Here is a 16927-nt window from a genome sequence, read left to right as displayed (position 1 = left end):
ACCCTTTAGAAAACTTGGCCGACAGCGCTTGTCGGTGCGGAATTTTGGCTCTAGGTTGCCCTCGTAACGCCAGCGTGGAAAGGGCACTTCGCTGCAAACTACCCTTGTTGATCGCGCGCTCTGCGCCGGTCGATACGCGCCCCGATCGGGGCCCAGTTCAGTTGATTTGCCCAGCGCTTCCGAGCGCTCCTTTTGTGCACCAGCATTTCAGGACAGACCCGCCACGGGCACTCCAAGATGAGCGCCTGACCGTCCACGCCTATAACGCATCTCATTGCAGCGCCCGGCGTTGCGCCAACTAAAAAACCACCAGACCATCCGCACAGGAGCCCATCAGATGAAGCAGTCGCTCGCCCTTGCCATTGGCGCCCTCTTGGTCGCCAGCCCCGTGCTGGCCCAGGAAGAGGCCGTGCTCAACGTCTATAACTGGTCCGACTATATTGCCGAGGACACCATCGCCAATTTCGAGGCGGAGACCGGCATCAAGGTCAATTACGACGTCTATGACAATAACGAGATCGTCGACGCCAAGCTGCTCGCCGGCAGCGCCGGCTATGACATCGTAGTGCCCTCGGGCAATTTCCTCGAACGCCAGATCATGGCCGGCCTGATCCTTCCGCTCGACAAGTCCAAACTGACTAACCTGGTCAATCTCGATCCGGCCGCCCTCGCGACTGCGGCCATCGTCGATCCAGACAATGCCAATGGCGTGCCCTACATGCTCAACACCATCGGCCTCGGATACAATACCGCCAAGGTCGCCGAAGCCCTCGGCACCGATGTTCCGCCCACCAGCTGGGATCTGCTGTTCGCCCCGGAAACTGTGGCCAAGCTGGCTTCCTGCGGCGTCGCCGTGATGGATAGTCCCTCCGAAGTCATCGGCGCGGCGCTACATTATCTTGGCCTCGACCCCAATTCCGAAAGCGAAGAAGACCTCGCAAAGGCCGAGGAATTGATGAATTCCATCAAGCCCTCGATCCGCTACTTCCACTCCAGCCAGTATATCGACGACCTCGGCAACGGCGAAATCTGCCTCGCCATGGGCTATTCGGGCGACATGTTCATCGCCGCCGACAATGCCGCCGAAGGCACCAAAGTTGCCTATCTGATCCCCGCAGAAGGCGCCCCGACGCTGTTCGACTTCCTCGCTATTCCCGCCGATGCACCGCATCCGGATAACGCCCACAAGTTCATCAACTACATCCTGCAGCCCGAAGTGGTCGCCGCTATCACCAACACGGTGTTCTACGCCAACCCCAATCCGGCCTCCCTCGCCTTCGTCGATGAAGCCGTGAAGTCCAACCCCAGCATTTACCCGACCGCCGAAACCCTGGCCAACGCCTTCACCATGAAGGCCCACAGCCCAGATTTCGAAGAAGTCTTGACCCGCACCTGGACCCGCATCAAAACCGGCCAGTAAAAGTCTATGTCATATGCCGCAGTCGACACCCTCCCCCTTGCGGGGAGGGTCAGGGAGGGGGGTGTTTGGTCCCGATATCGGGGCTCTCAACACCCCCTCCTAGCCTCCCCCGTCAAGGGGGAGGTACCGATCGTGCCTCCTCGCCCAACGTGCCCGCCAGGAACATCTGATGGCAAAAAAGCCTTTGATAGCCGCTGACACCCGTCCTTGGCGCGATCCGTCCGCGACGCCCTTCGTCCGCATCCGCAACATCACCAAGAAATTCGGGGACGTCGCGGCGGTGCATGACGTGTCGCTCGATATATTCAAGTCTGAACTGTTCTGCCTGCTCGGCGGCTCGGGCTCGGGCAAGTCGACCTTGCTGCGTATGCTGGCTGGCTTCGAGACGCCCACCTCGGGCACCATCGAGATCGACGGCCAGGACATGACCCACGTCGCGCCCTACAACCGGCCGGTCAACATGATGTTCCAGTCTTATGCGCTGTTCCCGCATATGAATGTCGAGCAGAACATCGCCTATGGCCTCAAGCGCGACGGCCTGCCCAAACCCGAAATCGCCGACCGCGTCGCCGAGTTGCTGACCCTGGTCAAGCTGCAGGATTACGGCGCCCGCAAGCCGCACCAGCTCTCCGGCGGGCAGCGCCAGCGCGTCGCGCTCGCCCGCGCGCTCGCCAAGCGCCCCAAGCTGTTGCTGCTCGACGAGCCGCTTGGCGCCTTGGACAAGAAGCTGCGCGAGGAAACCCAGTTCGAACTGGTCAAGATCCAGGAAACCCTCGGCGTCACCTTCATTGTGGTAACCCACGACCAGGAAGAAGCCATGTCGCTCGCCACCCGCATCGGCGTGATGAACCAGGGTGAAATCGCCATGATCGGCGAGCCCACCGACATTTATGAATTCCCCAATTCCAAATTCGTTGCCGGCTTCATTGGCTCGGTCAACATGGTCGAAGGCGTCGTCACCGAAGACGAGCCCGGCCATGTGCGCCTCCGCTCGGCCGAGATGGGCTGTGACATCTATGTCGGCCACGGCGTCGAGTGCGCCCCCGACCAGATCCTGTCCTGGGCCATCCGCCCCGAAAAGGTGATGCTCAGCCGCGACAAGCCCGACGCACCCTTCGACGCCAATGTCACCAAAGGCGTAGTCGAGGATATCGGCTATCTCGGCGACATGAGCGTCTATCAAGTCCTGCTCGACAGCGGCAAACGCCTGCGCGTCACCCAGACCAACACCGTCCGCGGCAATCCCGACGCCATCACCTGGGATGAACCGGTCTACGTCACCTGGAACGACACCTCCGGCTCGGTGCTGACGGTATGATCGCGTCAATGTCAGGCCATGACCGTCTTCACCTCTCCCCCAAAGGCAGAGGCGAAGCGCGGCTAAGCCCATTTTTGGGAATGTCACATGGCTAACTTTAGCTCGGACCCCTCCTTCCCCCCACCGCGCCGGCTCAAGCCGTGGAAGGCCGTCGAGCGCGGTCTCGCCAAGGTCGGCATTTCCGGCAAGGCGCTGGTGCTGATCGCGCCGGTGCTGTGGCTGCTCGTCTTCTTCCTCATTCCGCTGGCCCTGGTGTTCGGCATTTCCCTCGCCACCAAGCAGTTCGGTCGCCCACCATATTCGCCGCTGCTGACCACCGAGGATGGCACGGTGCAACTGACCCTGCACCTCAGCAACTATATCAAGTTGTTCAGTGACAACCTCTATGTCGCCGCATATCTGTCCTCGATCCGCATCGCCTTCATCTCCACGGTCATCACGCTGATCGTCGGCTATCCCATGGCCTATGCCATCGCCCGCGCGCCCGATCCGTGGCGCAATGTACTGCTGATGCTGGTGGTGCTGCCGTTCTTTACGTCGTTCCTGCTGCGCATCTATGCACTGACCGGCTTCATGCGTGGCAATGGCCTGATCAACCAGTTTCTCGGGCTGTTTGGCATCGAGCCCCTTGTAATGATGCAGACCGATTTCGCGGTCTATGTCGGCCTGATCTACAGCTACCTGCCTTTCATGATCTTGCCGCTCTACACCACGCTGGTAAAGCTCGACGTTGCGCTGATCGAGGCCTCGGCCGATCTCGGCTCGCGTCCGTGGCAGACCTTCATGTCGATCACCCTGCCGCTTTCGCTGCCCGGCATTATCGCCGGCTCGCTGCTGGTGTTCATTCCCGCCGTCGGCGAATACGTTATCCCGGCTCTGCTGGGTGGCCCCGAAACCCTGATGATCGGCCGAGTGCTCTGGGACGAGTTCTTCGGCGCCACCAACTGGCCACGCGCTTCCGCCGTCGCGGTGGCCATGCTGGCCGTCGTCGTGGTCCCGATCATGCTGTTGCAAAAAGCCCAGAACGCCATGGTGGAGAAGTAACATGCGCCGTGGCTGGTTCCTGCCCATTGCGGCAACCCTTGGCTTTTCCTTCCTCTACGCACCCATCATTTCCATGGTGGTGTTCTCGTTCAACGAGAACCGCCTGGTCACCGTCTGGTCAGGATTTTCGACCAAATGGTATGGCGAGCTGTTCAACGATCCGCAAATGCTGGGCGCCGCCTGGCTGAGCCTGCAGATCGCCGCCATCAGCGCCACCATCGCGCTGGTGCTCGGCACCCTCGCCGCCGTTGCGCTGGTCCGCTTCCGCAGCTTCCGCGGTCGCACCCTGTTCTCCGGCATGGTCTCGGCGCCCATGGTGATGCCAGACGTCATCACCGGCCTTTCAATGTTGCTGCTGTTCGTCGCCATGGAAAGTCTCCTGGGCTGGCCCGCCGGTCGTGGCATGCTGACCATCGTCATCGCCCACTCGACCTTCGCCATGGCCTACATTTGCGTCGTGGTGCAGTCCCGCCTTGCCGATTTCGACCGTAGCGTCGAGGAAGCCGCGATGGACCTCGGCGCCTCGCCGCTCCGCACCTTCTTTGACATCACCCTGCCCATCATCGCCCCGGCGCTGGTTTCGGGCTGGCTGCTCGGCTTCACCCTGTCGCTCGACGACCTGGTCATCGCCAGCTTCGTCTCCGGCCCCGGCTCCTCCACCCTGCCCATGGTGATCTTTTCCAAGGTCAAGCTCGGCGTCTCTCCAGACGTCAACGCCCTCGCCACCATCATCGTCGCCATCGTCGCTACCGGCGTCCTCATCGCCACCCTGATCCAGCTGCGCTCCAAGCCAAAAAGAGCAAGGCCTTAGCCGTTCAGAATCCGTTCATCACGACCTCGCACGGCACTCTGGACAGACCGAAAAAATCAGCGCACCATCATCGGCATGTTCAACCAATGTAAAGGAGGTGATCCAATGTCTTATGAGATTACGGCGCTCGAAGATGGTCCTGGGTTTGTAGTGCAGAGCGGGAGTGATCTCGGCTAGCACACGCCTCCCCCGGCCCTCGAGGTCGAAATACTCAGGAAGGGCCGTCCTCATGGGATGGCCCTTTTTGTTGCGCCCTTGACGCCGCCGCTCAAGCCATTGATACCGCTGGGCGAGCAGCGTTTCCAGGAAAAGTGGGCACCGGTTTTCCGGTTCGGAAACGCGCAGCAAAAGCGTTGGAGTTCCGAGAATGTCCCCGGCCAATTACGTCCTCACCCTGTCCTGTGTCGATCGGCCCGGCATTGTGGCCGCCGTCACCACTGAACTGGCGGCGCTCAATGCCAACATCGCCGAATCCAACCAGTTCTGGGACAAGGAAACCGGCCGCTTCTTCATGCGCCTGGCCTTCACCGCGCCCGAAAGCGTCAGCCGCGACGCCATCGAACGGGCTCTCAAGTCCCCCATCGAGCGCTTCTCGATGAAGACTGCCCTGACCGACGAAAGCCGCAAGCGCCGCATCGCCATCCTGGTCAGCAAGTTCGACCACACGCTGCTGCACCTGCTATATCAGATCCGCGTCGGCTGGCTCGACGCCGAGGTCGCCGCCGTCATTTCCAACCACTCGGACACGCAAAAAATTGCCGAGGACGCCGGCATCCCCTTCCACCTGCTGCCGGTGACCAAGGACACCAAGGCGCAACAGGAAGAGCAAATCCTTGCGCTGGTTCAAAAAACCGGCGCCGATCTTGTCGTGCTGGCCCGCTACATGCAGGTGCTGAGCGACAATCTGTCGACCCGCCTGTTCGGCCAGGTCATCAACATCCATCACTCGTTCCTCCCCAGCTTCAAGGGCGCCAAGCCCTATCACCAGGCCCACGAACGCGGCGTCAAGATCATCGGCGCCACCGCCCACTACGTGACCCCTGACCTCGACGAAGGCCCGATCATCGAGCAGGAAACCGCCCGCGTCACCCACGCCATGAGCGCCGAAGACCTAGTCGCTGCCGGCCGCGACATCGAAAGCCGCGTGCTGGCAAGGGCCGTCAAATTGCACCTGGAAAGTCGGGTGATGTTGAATGGCAAGAAGACTGTGGTGTTTGGGTAGGAAGAATACCCCCTTCTAGCCTCCCCCTGAAAAGGGGGAGGGATCTGGCCGGCGAATTGGACTAAATCGTACCGAAACTCTATGAGATTCCTCCCCCTATCAGGGGGAGGCTGGGTGGGGGTACCCGCTGGCAAAACCCGGCGAAGCTACCGCCACCCTTAAACCGGCAAATCCTCCAGCCTTAACGAATCCGCCAGGCTCGTCGTATCCAGCACCGCTCGCGTTGCCAGCGTCACCCGCTCAAACACATGCCGGATTTCGCAACTTGCCTCGTCCCGGCAATCCTCGCATTTGCGATAGGCAATTTTGGACAGGCACGGCAGCGGCGCTATCGGCCCATCGATCAGCCGCAACACCTCGCCAAAAATGATTTCTTCCGGCGCCTTCAGCAGCACATAGCCGCCCGCCCGTCCGCGCCGGCTGGCCACAAAACCTGCCCGCTTCAGCTCTAGCAATATCTGCTCGAGGAACTTCTTGGGGATGGCCTGCTGCTTGGAAATTTCGCCGATCATCATCGACTGGTCGCGCCCGCTCCGGGCCAGCGATACCAGCGCCCGCAGCGCATATTTGGCTTTTTGCGAAATCATCGACCTGGTCTACCCCCGGCCGCCCTTCTGGCGCAGCCGCGAAAACTCTATGCACCGGACCCTAAATTTTTGACAAGGGCTAGATCTTCGGCTCCGGCACAACAGGCGGCACCACCCGCTTCTCATCCGCAGCAGGCTCGACCTCAAGCTCGTCCGGGGGCGCAATGCCCCCTTCATTGACCTCGGCCTCTTCCTGCTCGTCAGTCTCAGTCTCAGTCTCAGTCTCAGTCTCAGTCTCAGTCTCAGTCTCGGTCTCGGTCTCGGTCTCGGTCTCGGTCTCGGTCTCGGTCTCGGTCTCGACAGGCTCTGCGGCAACTGGCGTCACCACAACCTCGTCGATCTCGGCCGGCGCTTCGCCGACGGTCGGCGTCGCCACAACACTCTCAAGCCCGGCCGCATCTTCAACCACAACTTTCGGCGGCGGCAATATAATGACCGTCTCGGGCGCAGCGGTAGACTCAACTACTTCAATGACCACCGGATCGGCCGCCAGTCCGACTGCCGGCTCGGCCGGCACTTCGGTCACGACCAACTCACTAGAGGGCACCTCAGCCACGATAGCTTCGGGAGCCGGTTCCGCCACTGGCTCAGCCTCAACCACCGCCACCGGCTCAAACACCGCAACCGCCTCCGGCTCAGCCACCAAGGCATCGCTCACCGCAACGGCAGTTGCCACTGTGACAACCTCAGCCACCGGCGCAGCCGCCACCTTCTCCAGCAAATTCTCGCCTTGCGGCAGCTTCGCCTCGACCGGCGCGACTTCCACGGCGGTCTCGTCAATCCGTTCGCCAAGCGCATAGGCCAGCATGCCCATGCCGATTTCGCGCTCGCCGCGGATCACGATATTGGCGCCCAGCCCGCGCAGATAGGTGTCCTCTTCTTCCGAATAGGCGCGCGTGATGATGCGGATCGACGGGTTGAGCTTGCGGCCGCTCTCGCATACCGATCCAGCCTCGAAGCCGTTGGAAATCGCCACCATCAGCGAGCGCGCGTGCGTCAGGTTCGCAAGCTTGAGCACATTGCTACTCGCCGCGTTGCCGAACAGCACGTCGAGCCCTGCCTCGCGCGCCGCCCTTACGTCATGATCGGAATCCTCGATTACCAGCAGCGGCGTGCCCTGGGCCTTGAGCCCATCGGCCACCACGCGGCCAACCTGGCCATATCCCACCAGCACGGTGTGATCGGTGAGTTTGCTCGGCGTATCCACATCGTCGTCGGCCCCATGCGCACCGGTGTCGATCGCCGCATCTCCGGGCACATTTGTGGTGATAGGCCCCTTGGCCGCCGCGCTAATTTCACCCGGCTCGATCCGCACGCGATCAGCCACCGGCACCTCGTCCCGTCGCTGCGCCGCCTTGGCCTCGAAGCGAGGTTTCAGCAAATCCAACGCGAAGAACACTACTGGATTTAGCACGATAGAAATCAGCGCACCGGCAAGGATCAGGTCCTGCCCCTCGGGCGGCAGTATGGCCAGCGACACGCCCAAGCTGGCGAGAATGAAGGAAAATTCGCCGATTTGCGCGAGTGAAGCCGAGATTGTCAGCGCCGTCCCCACCGGTCGCTTGAACACCAGCACGATGGCAAAGGCCGCCAGGGACTTGCCCACCACGATGATGAACACGGTCGCTATAACCGGCAGCGGATTCGTGACGATAATGCTGGGGTCAAATAGCATGCCGACCGATACGAAAAACAGCACCGCGAAAGCATCGCGCAGCGGTAGTGTTTCCTGCGCCGCACGATGAGACAGCTCGCTTTCCGAAAGGATCATGCCGGCAAAGAACGCACCCAGCGCCAGCGACACGCCGAACAGCACTGACGAGCCGAGCGCTACGCCCAGCGCAATCGCCAGCACCGCCAGGCGGAACAACTCGCGCGACCCGGTATGCGCCGTTCCATGCAGCGCCCAGGGGATGACGCGGCGTCCGACGATCAGCATGAAACCGACAAAGGCGGCCAGCTTGACCACCGTCAGTGCCAACACGCCCCAGATACCCACCGAACCGCCTAGAATGCGCTCGACGAAGGACACGAACGGGTCATGGATGCCTGTATCGGTGCCATTAAGGCTCGCAATAGCCGGGATCAAAACCAGCGCCAACACCATGGCGAGGTCTTCGACGATCAGCCAGCCGACGGCAATGCGTCCGCGCTCGGTCTCGATCAAGCGCCGATCCTGCAGCGCCTTGAGCAGCACCACGGTCGATGCGACCGAGAGCGCCAGGCCAAACAACAGTCCAGCGCCAAGGCCCCAACCGAGCAGCATCGCCAACCCGAGCCCGAGCAGCGTCGCAAATGCGATCTGCACCAGGGCGCCCGGAATGGCCAGCGCCCTTACGCTCATCAGGTCCTTGAGGGAAAAATGCAGGCCCACGCCGAACATCAGCAGGATCACGCCAAGCTCGGCCAGTTCGGCGCCCAGCGCCTGGTCGGCAACAAAGCCGGGGGTGTTCGGCCCCACCAGGATACCGGCAAACAGATAACCAACCAGCGGCGGCATCCGAAGCCGGTTGGCGATCATGCCGAAAATATAGGCCAGCACCAGACCCGCGACGATTGTTGTGATCAGGGGGGTATCGTGGTGCATATTGCCTCCGCTTTGGGCTGGAACAGGATTTGCCGAAAAATCGCAATCGCCAAGATTGATACACGGCCGTGTGAAGCGCAAGCAGCGGCCAGGTCAAAAATCTCGGCAATTCGGCCAAGTTGGCCAAGTTGGCCGCAACACTTCATTTTCTCAAAGGCGGGCCAAGTTTGTCTTTGTTATGGCGCTGTGTCCTTAGTCCTGTAAACGGAACTTACCGCATATGGCGGGGTTGTGGCAGACTGGACTAAAGGGGCGCATATGATATTTTCCGTAGGCTGCGAGATTGGCTATGACGTCGCCCAACAGGCGACGCTGATTTTCAACATCGAAGCCATGCGAGGCGGCCGCCAGCGCGTCGTTAGCGAACGCCTGACCATCACGCCCAACCTGCCCGCCGACGAGAAAACCTCCGAGGAAAGCGGCAACCGCTACCTCCGCCTCACCGTGCCACAGGGCGTGGTCCAGTTGCGCTACGAGGCCCAGATCGAGCTCGATGCCTTGCACCGGGCTCCCGCGGTGATCCACGAAGTACCGATCGCCACGCTGCCGCTGGACACTTTGCCCTTCCTCAATCCATCGCGCTATTGCCCGTCCGACCAGCTGGCGCGCTTTGCCAACCGCCAGTTCGGCAATATTGAGCCCGGCTTCGGCCGCGTCGTTGAAATTTGCAATTGGATCAATAGCGAAGTCGATTATCTGTTCGGCACCAGCGACACTACCACCACCGCCGCCGACACCTTCTCGCTGCGCGCTGGTGTCTGCCGCGACTTCGCCCATCTCGGCATCACCTTCTGCCGCGCCCTCGGCATCCCGGCCCGCTTCGTTTCCTGCTACGCTTGGCAGCTTAAACCGCAGGATTTCCACGCGGTGTTCGAAGCCTATCTCGGCGACCGCTGGTATCTGTTCGACGCCACCCGCATGGCGGCGCTCGACGGCATGGTCCGTATCGGCGTCGGCCGCGACGCCGCCGATACCGCCTTCGCCACCATCTATGGCCAAGTTATGCCCCTCCCCATCCGTGTCTGGAGCGAAGCCATCAATGGCGACAAAGCCGAAGAATGGACCACGGACGCCGTGAGCGTCACGCGGGACTGACGTGTGGCGCGGCTCGTTCGTGGGAGCGAGCGCTGAAGCACCAAGGACCGATCGAGATTCAGCTCAGGCTGAGACGAAAATGCTGGGGCACGAGAACCGGACAGGAAGCGCGGAAAACCGGCATTCGCAGGCCAGCGTCAGCAAAATATCGGCCGGACCTACCCCATACTGTCTTGCGGTGAGACAACCCGCTCCACCACCACCTCGACCTCCATGCCGAGATAATCGTCTTTCTTGCCGATGAACGTCCCCGAAATGGGGATCGCCTGTCTTGGTTCCCTTGCCACGCCCACGCGGATCAAATCCCGCGTCCCGATAATCCCGTTGGTCGGATCGAACTCCACCCACCCGGCACCCGGCAGATACACCTGGCACCAGGCATGCGTCGCGCCGCCACCGCGATGATTGCCGTCGCGCGCCGGCGAATACAAATACCCCGTCACAAACCGCGCCGCCAAACCTAGCGAACGCGCGGCTTCGATCATCAGCAGCGCAAAATCGCGGCAGGTTCCGGCCCGCGTCGATAGCGTCATCGATGGTTTCTGCGTGCCGGGATCGGGCCGACGCAGATAATTGAAACTTTCCTTGATCCCCAGCGTCATCGTCGCCAGCAGGTGCCCCGTCTGCGTCACTCCGCGCGGATCGAGAAAGCGTTTCGCCCAGGCATCGACCTCGGTCTGCTCGGGAAACTGCCGCCGCAGGTTTGGCGCCAGGTCGATCGCGTCTACATCGCCATAGTCGAACGGATAGGTCTTGGCGCGTGTCTCGATCTCGAAGGCCGGCGTCAGCTCCGGCGTATGGTCCAGCACCATGGTCGCCACAATGCGCAATTCTTCCCCCGGCTCGTCAAAGCTGGCGATCGCGATACCATTGCCGAACACATCGTGGATCCAGCGCAGGCTTGCCGGCTTGGGCCGGATCGCCAGCCCAAAACTCTCCAGCGTTTGTTCCATGCTGTCGCGCGGCCGCAGCAGCATGCGATGATCGCCGAATTGCACAGGGCGCTCATAGCGATAGACGGTCTCGTGCCGCACCGAGAGCAGGGTCACGATACGACCGTGATCTTTTCAGCGGCGCGGGTGATGCCTGTATACAGCCAGCGCGCCCGCTCCTCGCGGAACACGAAGCTCTCGTCGAACAGATAGACATTGTCCCACTGGCTGCCCTGCGCCTTGTGGACGGTAAGGCAATATCCAAAAGTGAACTCGTCGAACTGCCGCCGTTCCGGCCAGCTCATCGCGTCTTCCTCGCCTGCAAAGAAGGCCTTATGCGTCAAAACCTTCGCCTCGCCCTTGCCTTCGTCGGCACCCAGCAACAGGCTCCACTTGCCATTGCTGCGCCTCGTGGCCTCGGTGACCATCCATATCTGCCCGTTAAGTAGTTTCTTGCGCGGATTGTTCCGTAAACAAACCATGCGGTCGCCCAGAACTGGCTCGTGGAACGGCAGGCCCTTCAGCTCGCGCAGCCGGTCATTATATTGCAGCCGCGTCTTGTTGCGGCCCACCAGCACCTGGTCGGCCTCTAGCACCGCATTGCGGTCAACGTCCTCGCGCCCGACCACGACGGACTCGCCATAAGTACCGCGCTCCAGGAACCCGCCCTCGCGCACCTGCATCGAAAGGTGGATGATCGGATTGTCGGCCGCCTGCCGGTGGATTTCTGTCAGCATCATGTCCGGCTCGTCGGCGGTAAAAAACCCGGCGCCCTGCACCGGCGGCAGTTGGAACGGATCGCCCAGCACCAGCACCTTGGTGCCAAAGCTCAGCAGGTCGCGGCCGAGCTGCTCGTCCACCATCGACACTTCGTCGATCACGATCAGGTCCGCATCAGCCGCCGGGCTTTCGTCATCCAGCACAAAGCGCGGCTCGCCATCGTTTTCGCTGACCAGCGTATAGATCAGGCTGTGGATGGTCTGGGCGCCCTTGCAGCCGCGCTTGCGCATCACCAGCGCCGCCTTGCCGGTAAACGCCGCGTATTTAACGCTGCGGATATCCTGGGCCAGGTGCACTGCAAGCGTCGATTTGCCGGTGCCGGCCCAGCCGAACAGGCGGAACACCTGCGGTCCGTTCTTGTCCTTGAGCCAGGCCGAAACAGCGATCAGCGCAGCGTCCTGCTGGGGCGACCAGACTGGCATCAGATTATCGTCGTCTTTACGCTGCCAACGCCTTCGATACTGCCTTCCAGCACATCGCCGCGCATCACCGCGCTGACGCCCGCAGGCGTGCCGGTCATGATCAGGTCGCCGGCTTTCAGCGTCACGAACTGGCTGAGATAGGCGATGGATTCCGCCACGCTCCAGATTTGTTCGTTGAGATTGCCGGTCTGCCGCACCGTACCATTGACGCTGAAACGAATAGCACCCTTATCGGGATGACCGATCGTGCTGGCGGGCTCGATAGTGCCGATCGGCGCGGAATGATCGAAACTTTTCGACATTTCCCACGGACGTCCGGCCTTCTTGGCCACCGCCTGCAGGTCGCGCCGCGTCATGTCGAGCCCGGCTGCATAGCCATACACATGGTCCAGCGCATCGCCGACGGCGATATCGCTGCCCTCTTTGCCGATAGCTACGACCAGCTCGATCTCGTGTTGGAAATCACTGGTCTGCGGCGGGTAGGGAATGCTCGCGCCACCCACCACAACGGCGTCGGCCGGCTTGGCAAAGAAAAACGGCGCATCGCGCACGTCATTGCCCATTTCCTTGATGTGCTCGGCATAGTTGCGGCCGACGCAATATACCCGGCGCACCGCAAATAGCCCGCCGCGCGCAATCGGAATGGATACCGGCGCATGCGGCTCGAACAGATAATCACCCACGCTTGAACTCCTCGACATAGGGGGCGAGGAGATCACGATCGACCGGCCCCAGCAGGTCATTGGCAGTAAAGGTCTGGTGCCAATAAGGATAGAGCAAAGGCGGCTGACTTACCGCATCGAGCCTTGCACGCTCGTCATCGCTTAGCTGCAGCTCCGCCGCCAGCAGGTTATCCTTGAACTGCGCATCGCTGCGCCCGCCAATGATCACCGATATCACGCCCGGCCGACCCAATGCCCAGGCCAGCGCCACCTGCGCCCCGGAAACACCGCGCGCCTCGGCAATTTCCACCACCACATCAACGATGTCGTATAGCCGATCCCAGTTCGGCACCGGCGGCTCGCGGAAGCCACCGACATGCCGCCCCGAATCCGGCCCGCTGTTCCGCCGATACTTGCCCGACAGCAATCCACCCGCCAGCGGCGACCAGATCAATATACCCAGTCCCTGGTCCTGGCTGATCGGCACCAATTCATATTCCGCTTCGCGCGAATGCAGCGTGTAGTGGATCTGCTGGCTCACGAAACGCTCGCCGGCCCGCTCCTTGGCAGCCGCCAGGGCCTTCGAAATATGCCAGCCCGAATAATTGGAACAGCCGATGTAGCGCACATGCCCATGCCGCACCAACGTGTCCAGCGCCTCCATCGTCTCTTCGATGGGCGTCATGCCGTCCCATTCATGCACCTGATAGAGATCGATCACATCGGTCTTCAGCCGCTTGAGGCTCGCCTTGCACTGCTCGATGATGTGATGCCGGCTTAGTCCGATCTCGTTGGGACCCTCGCCCATCTTGAACCGGACTTTCGTGGCCACCAGCGCCCTTTGTCGGCGGCCATTCTCGCACAGCGCCACGCCGATCATCTCTTCCGACACGCCCGCATTATAAACATTGGCCGTGTCGAGCAGGTTGATCCCCGCATCGAGACACATGTCGATCTGCCGCGTCGCATCGACCTGGCCGGTATTGCCGACCTGTTCCGAGCCGCCGAAGGTCATGGTGCCCATGGTCAACGTCGACACCTTGAGGCCCGACCGACCCAGATAGCGATATTCCATTTGCCATTCCTCCTTTGTTCTCGCCGCAACAGGGCTAAAGCGCATTGAGAGTCGGGTCAATGCCGCGGTCGATCTAGTTGCCCTGCGGCCATCACCCCACCCTCAATCCCTCCCCATCAAGGGGAGGGAGGCGCTAGCGCAACAGTCCGTGTTCATCGTCTCCCTCCCCCTTGTGGGGAGGGATCAAGGGTGGGGGTGGTTTGGGCAGGATGTCCGGGAGGACTCCAACATTCCAGTAGTGGGAAACCACTCGGAACCCTGTTACAGCACCGGCACCGGCCTCACCTCGAAAGCCCTCCCGTGCGGCCGCAATCCGTTGTCTTTTCCGTCGCCCTCGTTACGCTCGGCATGGTCTTCACCCAGACCGGCGCCTCCTTCGCCAAAGGCCTGTTCCCTGCCGTCGGCGCGGCCGGCGCCACCACGCTCCGCCTCACCCTCGCGGCGATTGTCCTCTTGGCCATCTTCCAGCCGTGGCGGCAAAAGCTCGACCGCCGCCAATGGCGCGCGGTGTTCGCCTATGGCGCCGTCATGGGTGCCATGAACCTGTTCTTCTATGCCGCGCTGCAGACCATTCCGCTCGGCGTTGCCGTTGCGCTGGAATTCACCGGACCTCTGGCGGTGGCCCTCGCCGGTTCGCGCAAGCCGCTGGATTTTGCCTGGATTTTGTTGGCAGTCGTCGGCCTTGCCCTGCTGCTGCCGCTCGGCCAATCCTCGGGCCAAATCGGCATCACCGGCGTGTTGCTGGCTCTCGCCGCAGGCGCCTGCTGGGCCGGCTACATCATCTTTGGCCAGCGCGCCGGCACCGGTGGCGGCCCCCATATCACCGCCCTTGGCGTCACTATCGCCGCCGTCATTGCACTGCCGTTTGGCATTGCGACCGCCGGCACCGCTTTGCTCAATCCCGCCATCCTGCCCATCGCGCTGGGCGTCGCACTGCTCTCCAGCGCCATCCCTTATGCGCTCGACATGGTGGCCTTGCCGCATATCCCCGCGCGCCTGTTCGGTATCCTGATGAGCGGCCAGCCTGCCCTCGGCGCCCTCTCCGGCTTCCTCATCCTGCACGAAAGCCTGACGCCCTGGCAGCTCGGCGGCATCATCGCCATCATCCTCGCCTCGCTGGGCGCCACTGTGACCATCGCCCGCAACATGCCGCCCCCGGTGGCTTAAAACCGCTTCACTCAACTCAGTTTTGCGGCATACTCGCCCCAAACGGGAGTTGACCCAAATGCTGTATGCCCTGCTCTGCTACAACGATGAAAACGCCGTCTCCAACTGGACCAAAGAGGAAGACGACGCCTGCATGGCCCGCCTCATGGTGGTTCAGAACGGCATGAAGGCCAAGGGCAAGCTCGGCCCCGTCGTCCGGCTCCAGCCCACCACGACCGCCACTACCCTGCGCAAGACCTCGGGCGAACCCCTGATCATCGACGGCCCGTTCGCCGAAACCAAAGAACAGTTCCTCGGCTTCTACCTCGCCGATTGCGACACCCTCGACGACGCCCTCGCCTTCGCCAAAGACCTCGCCAAAGCCAACCCGGGCGTAGGCTCCTACGAAATCCGCCCCCTCTCCCTGTTCCACCCCAGCGACATCACTGCACCAGCCGCATCGTGATCACCACGAATACCGAACAAAAGTTGGCCCGCTCTGCAGGAGAACGGGCCAACTGATCTGACTTCGGTCGCTCGATTATGCGGCTTTTGCCGAGACCGGTTCGCCGAGGGATAGCATCAGGCGGTTGGCCCAGTTGAAGAAGGCCGAGGTCGAAATGACATCGGTGATCTCGAAATCATTGAGACCCGCCGCGCGCAAGGCGACAATCTCGTCCTGGCCGAACTGTGCTGGTGTATCAGTCAGGGCGACTGCCGCGTCCTTCACGGCATTCCAGCGCGGGCCGAGGTCGGCGCTGAGACCGTCCTCGAGAAGGCGCTGCACGTCGTCGCGGCGCCTGGAGTGGGTCGAGGCGAAACGCGAGTGCACCGAGGCGCAGAAAATGCAGCCATTGTGCCGCGAGGTCGCGGTTGCCGAAAGCTCCCGCTCGGCACGCGGCAAGCCGCCATTTGGGTTGTAGAAGATATCCTTGTCGGCCTTGGTGCGGGCTTCAAGCACTTCGGGGTCATGCGCCAGCAGCATGAAATAAGGCGACTTGGAACGCGATGCATCGACCAGACCCGCCCAGTGACGATCCGTGAGATCGGCCTCGGTCAATGGCTCAAGCCATGGCGCCCAGGCCAGTTCGTCCTGGGTAAACACAGCCGGCGGCACACTCTCGGGGTAGGAAATCGTCGTGGTCATGAACGGATCCTCACGAATTGACGCCAGCGGCAAGCGCGGCGGTAAATGTGGCGTCTGAATTGGCGGCGACAGGTTGTTCGCTGGAACTGGCCAAAGCGGCCAGGCCACTCACGATGCGGACCTGGAACGCCAGATAGGCCACCAACTGCGACAGCGTCACGATTGCGGCAGTGCTCCAGCCGGCATCAAGCAGGGCCTGCAGCGCTTCGCGGCTGGCGTCACGCGGGCGGAACACCAGAAGATGAGCGTGTTCGAGCGCCGCGCTGAGTTTAGCGCCGATCAGCCTGCGGCTATCAGCACCCACCCGGTAATGCGGTCCGGCCTGGTTTTCAGCCGAAAGCGGCCCTGCAGGATAGATCCCATAAGGGCCCTTGGCCTCGCCGGCGTCGATCTCGGCCGCAAGCAGCGCTGCAAGCACCGGACCACCTTGGGACAGCGACAGGCGATGGGCATAATGGTCGGCAAGAACGATCTGGCCATGCAGCCCAGCCACGAAGCTCGCCACGGCGAGACGTTCGAGCAGGGTGACCTGCGTCACATCCCTTGGCTCGAACAGCGCGAGATAGGCGCTCTGGATATTGTCCCGTGCCACTTCGCGGTGACGCCGCAATCCGTCGAGACGCGAGCCGGGAGTGATGGACAGAACCTGGTCGATAAGGTCGGTATGCTGGGCGCTCAT

15 protein-coding genes and 1 pseudogene are annotated in these 16927 nt (G+C 61.9%); 8 read left to right on the top strand and 8 right to left on the bottom strand.

Features of this window, described 5'->3' with window-relative positions; all coding sequences use genetic code 11:
* Positions 1–337 precede the first annotated feature (337 nt).
* The 5 genes from WH91_RS12405 (at position 338) to purU (ending at position 5815) form a co-directional block, all read left to right on the top strand.
* Complete coding sequence (locus WH91_RS12405; RefSeq protein ID WP_046171326.1) at positions 338–1420, top strand: polyamine ABC transporter substrate-binding protein; 1083 nt, start codon at positions 338–340, stop codon at positions 1418–1420.
* Positions 1421–1589: 169 nt separating this feature from the next.
* Positions 1590–2738: an ABC transporter ATP-binding protein gene (locus WH91_RS12400; RefSeq protein WP_046171325.1), complete on the top strand. Its 1149-nt coding sequence runs from the start codon at positions 1590–1592 to the stop codon at positions 2736–2738.
* A gap of 87 nt (positions 2739–2825) precedes the next feature.
* Entirely contained in the window at positions 2826–3782 is a 957-nt protein-coding gene (locus tag WH91_RS12395) for an ABC transporter permease subunit (RefSeq protein ID WP_046171324.1), read from the top strand.
* Position 3783: 1 nt separating this feature from the next.
* Complete coding sequence (locus WH91_RS12390) at positions 3784–4593, top strand: ABC transporter permease subunit (RefSeq protein ID WP_046171323.1); 810 nt, start codon at positions 3784–3786, stop codon at positions 4591–4593.
* A 367-nt stretch (positions 4594–4960) separates the two neighbouring features.
* On the top strand, positions 4961–5815 hold the full coding sequence (gene purU, locus WH91_RS12385) for a formyltetrahydrofolate deformylase (protein WP_046171322.1): 855 nt from the start codon (positions 4961–4963) through the stop codon (positions 5813–5815).
* 158 nt (positions 5816–5973) lie between these two features.
* Here purU and WH91_RS12380 read toward each other — a convergent pair whose 3' ends face one another.
* Positions 5974–6402 (bottom strand): RrF2 family transcriptional regulator, encoded by a 429-nt coding sequence (locus tag WH91_RS12380; RefSeq protein WP_046171321.1) that lies wholly within the window; start codon positions 6400–6402, stop codon positions 5974–5976.
* Between the two features lie 802 nt (positions 6403–7204).
* Positions 7205–8989: pseudogene (locus WH91_RS12375) on the bottom strand (cation:proton antiporter domain-containing protein); the annotation flags it as partial.
* A gap of 258 nt (positions 8990–9247) precedes the next feature.
* Between WH91_RS12375 and WH91_RS12370 the strand changes: the two are divergent.
* Positions 9248–10084 carry a transglutaminase-like domain-containing protein gene (locus tag WH91_RS12370; RefSeq protein WP_046171320.1) on the top strand — a complete coding sequence of 279 codons (837 nt, stop codon included), beginning with the start codon at positions 9248–9250 and terminating at the stop codon, positions 10082–10084.
* 158 nt (positions 10085–10242) lie between these two features.
* Here the strand turns inward: WH91_RS12370 and WH91_RS12365 are convergent, their stop codons facing one another.
* From WH91_RS12365 to WH91_RS12350, 4 genes are read right to left on the bottom strand one after another with little or no spacing between them, the layout of a single operon-like run.
* Complete coding sequence (locus WH91_RS12365) at positions 10243–11133, bottom strand: transglutaminase family protein (RefSeq protein ID WP_046171319.1); 891 nt, start codon at positions 11131–11133, stop codon at positions 10243–10245.
* Positions 11130–12218, bottom strand: coding sequence for an ATP-dependent DNA helicase (locus WH91_RS12360; RefSeq protein ID WP_046171318.1), 1089 nt, complete (start codon positions 12216–12218; stop codon positions 11130–11132). The genes WH91_RS12365 and WH91_RS12360 overlap by 4 nt, the downstream gene beginning before the upstream one ends.
* Positions 12218–12901 (bottom strand): fumarylacetoacetate hydrolase family protein, encoded by a 684-nt coding sequence (locus tag WH91_RS12355; RefSeq protein ID WP_425285337.1) that lies wholly within the window; start codon positions 12899–12901, stop codon positions 12218–12220. Before WH91_RS12355 ends, WH91_RS12360 begins: the two co-directional genes overlap by 1 nt.
* Positions 12894–13955 carry an aldo/keto reductase gene (locus WH91_RS12350; RefSeq protein ID WP_046171316.1) on the bottom strand — a complete coding sequence of 354 codons (1062 nt, stop codon included), beginning with the start codon at positions 13953–13955 and terminating at the stop codon, positions 12894–12896. The genes WH91_RS12355 and WH91_RS12350 overlap by 8 nt, the downstream gene beginning before the upstream one ends.
* Before the next feature lie 300 nt (positions 13956–14255).
* Between WH91_RS12350 and WH91_RS12345 the strand changes: the two genes are divergently transcribed.
* Positions 14256–15122 carry an EamA family transporter gene (locus WH91_RS12345; protein WP_046171315.1) on the top strand — a complete coding sequence of 289 codons (867 nt, stop codon included), beginning with the start codon at positions 14256–14258 and terminating at the stop codon, positions 15120–15122.
* Between the two features lie 58 nt (positions 15123–15180).
* Complete coding sequence (locus WH91_RS12340; RefSeq protein WP_046171314.1) at positions 15181–15567, top strand: YciI family protein; 387 nt, start codon at positions 15181–15183, stop codon at positions 15565–15567.
* 75 nt (positions 15568–15642) lie between these two features.
* On the opposite strand, the gene WH91_RS12335 is transcribed toward WH91_RS12340, so the two are convergent.
* Both WH91_RS12335 and WH91_RS12330 read right to left on the bottom strand, forming a co-directional pair.
* Positions 15643–16248, bottom strand: coding sequence for an alkylhydroperoxidase domain protein (locus tag WH91_RS12335; RefSeq protein ID WP_046171313.1), 606 nt, complete (start codon positions 16246–16248; stop codon positions 15643–15645).
* Positions 16249–16258: 10 nt separating this feature from the next.
* Positions 16259–16927, bottom strand: a complete 669-nt coding sequence (locus WH91_RS12330; protein WP_046171312.1) for a CMD domain protein — start codon at positions 16925–16927, stop codon at positions 16259–16261.

The organism is Devosia psychrophila (assembly GCF_000971275.1).
Classification (GTDB): domain Bacteria; phylum Pseudomonadota; class Alphaproteobacteria; order Rhizobiales; family Devosiaceae; genus Devosia; species Devosia psychrophila.
This window is presented reverse-complemented; position numbering and strand designations above follow the sequence as displayed.

Coding starts and splice junctions, on each gene's coding strand:
- WH91_RS12405 (WP_046171326.1), top strand. CDS start 338: ATGAAGCAGTCGCTCGCCCTTGCCATTGGCGCCCTCTTGGTCGCCAGC.
- WH91_RS12400 (WP_046171325.1), top strand. CDS start 1,590: ATGGCAAAAAAGCCTTTGATAGCCGCTGACACCCGTCCTTGGCGCGAT.
- WH91_RS12395 (WP_046171324.1), top strand. CDS start 2,826: ATGGCTAACTTTAGCTCGGACCCCTCCTTCCCCCCACCGCGCCGGCTC.
- WH91_RS12390 (WP_046171323.1), top strand. CDS start 3,784: ATGCGCCGTGGCTGGTTCCTGCCCATTGCGGCAACCCTTGGCTTTTCC.
- purU (WP_046171322.1), top strand. CDS start 4,961: ATGTCCCCGGCCAATTACGTCCTCACCCTGTCCTGTGTCGATCGGCCC.
- WH91_RS12380 (WP_046171321.1), bottom strand. CDS start 6,402: ATGATTTCGCAAAAAGCCAAATATGCGCTGCGGGCGCTGGTATCGCTG.
- WH91_RS12370 (WP_046171320.1), top strand. CDS start 9,248: ATGATATTTTCCGTAGGCTGCGAGATTGGCTATGACGTCGCCCAACAG.
- WH91_RS12360 (WP_046171318.1), bottom strand. CDS start 12,218: ATGCCAGTCTGGTCGCCCCAGCAGGACGCTGCGCTGATCGCTGTTTCG.
- WH91_RS12350 (WP_046171316.1), bottom strand. CDS start 13,955: ATGGAATATCGCTATCTGGGTCGGTCGGGCCTCAAGGTGTCGACGTTG.
- WH91_RS12340 (WP_046171314.1), top strand. CDS start 15,181: ATGCTGTATGCCCTGCTCTGCTACAACGATGAAAACGCCGTCTCCAAC.
- WH91_RS12335 (WP_046171313.1), bottom strand. CDS start 16,248: ATGACCACGACGATTTCCTACCCCGAGAGTGTGCCGCCGGCTGTGTTT.
- WH91_RS12330 (WP_046171312.1), bottom strand. CDS start 16,927: ATGAGCGCCCAGCATACCGACCTTATCGACCAGGTTCTGTCCATCACT.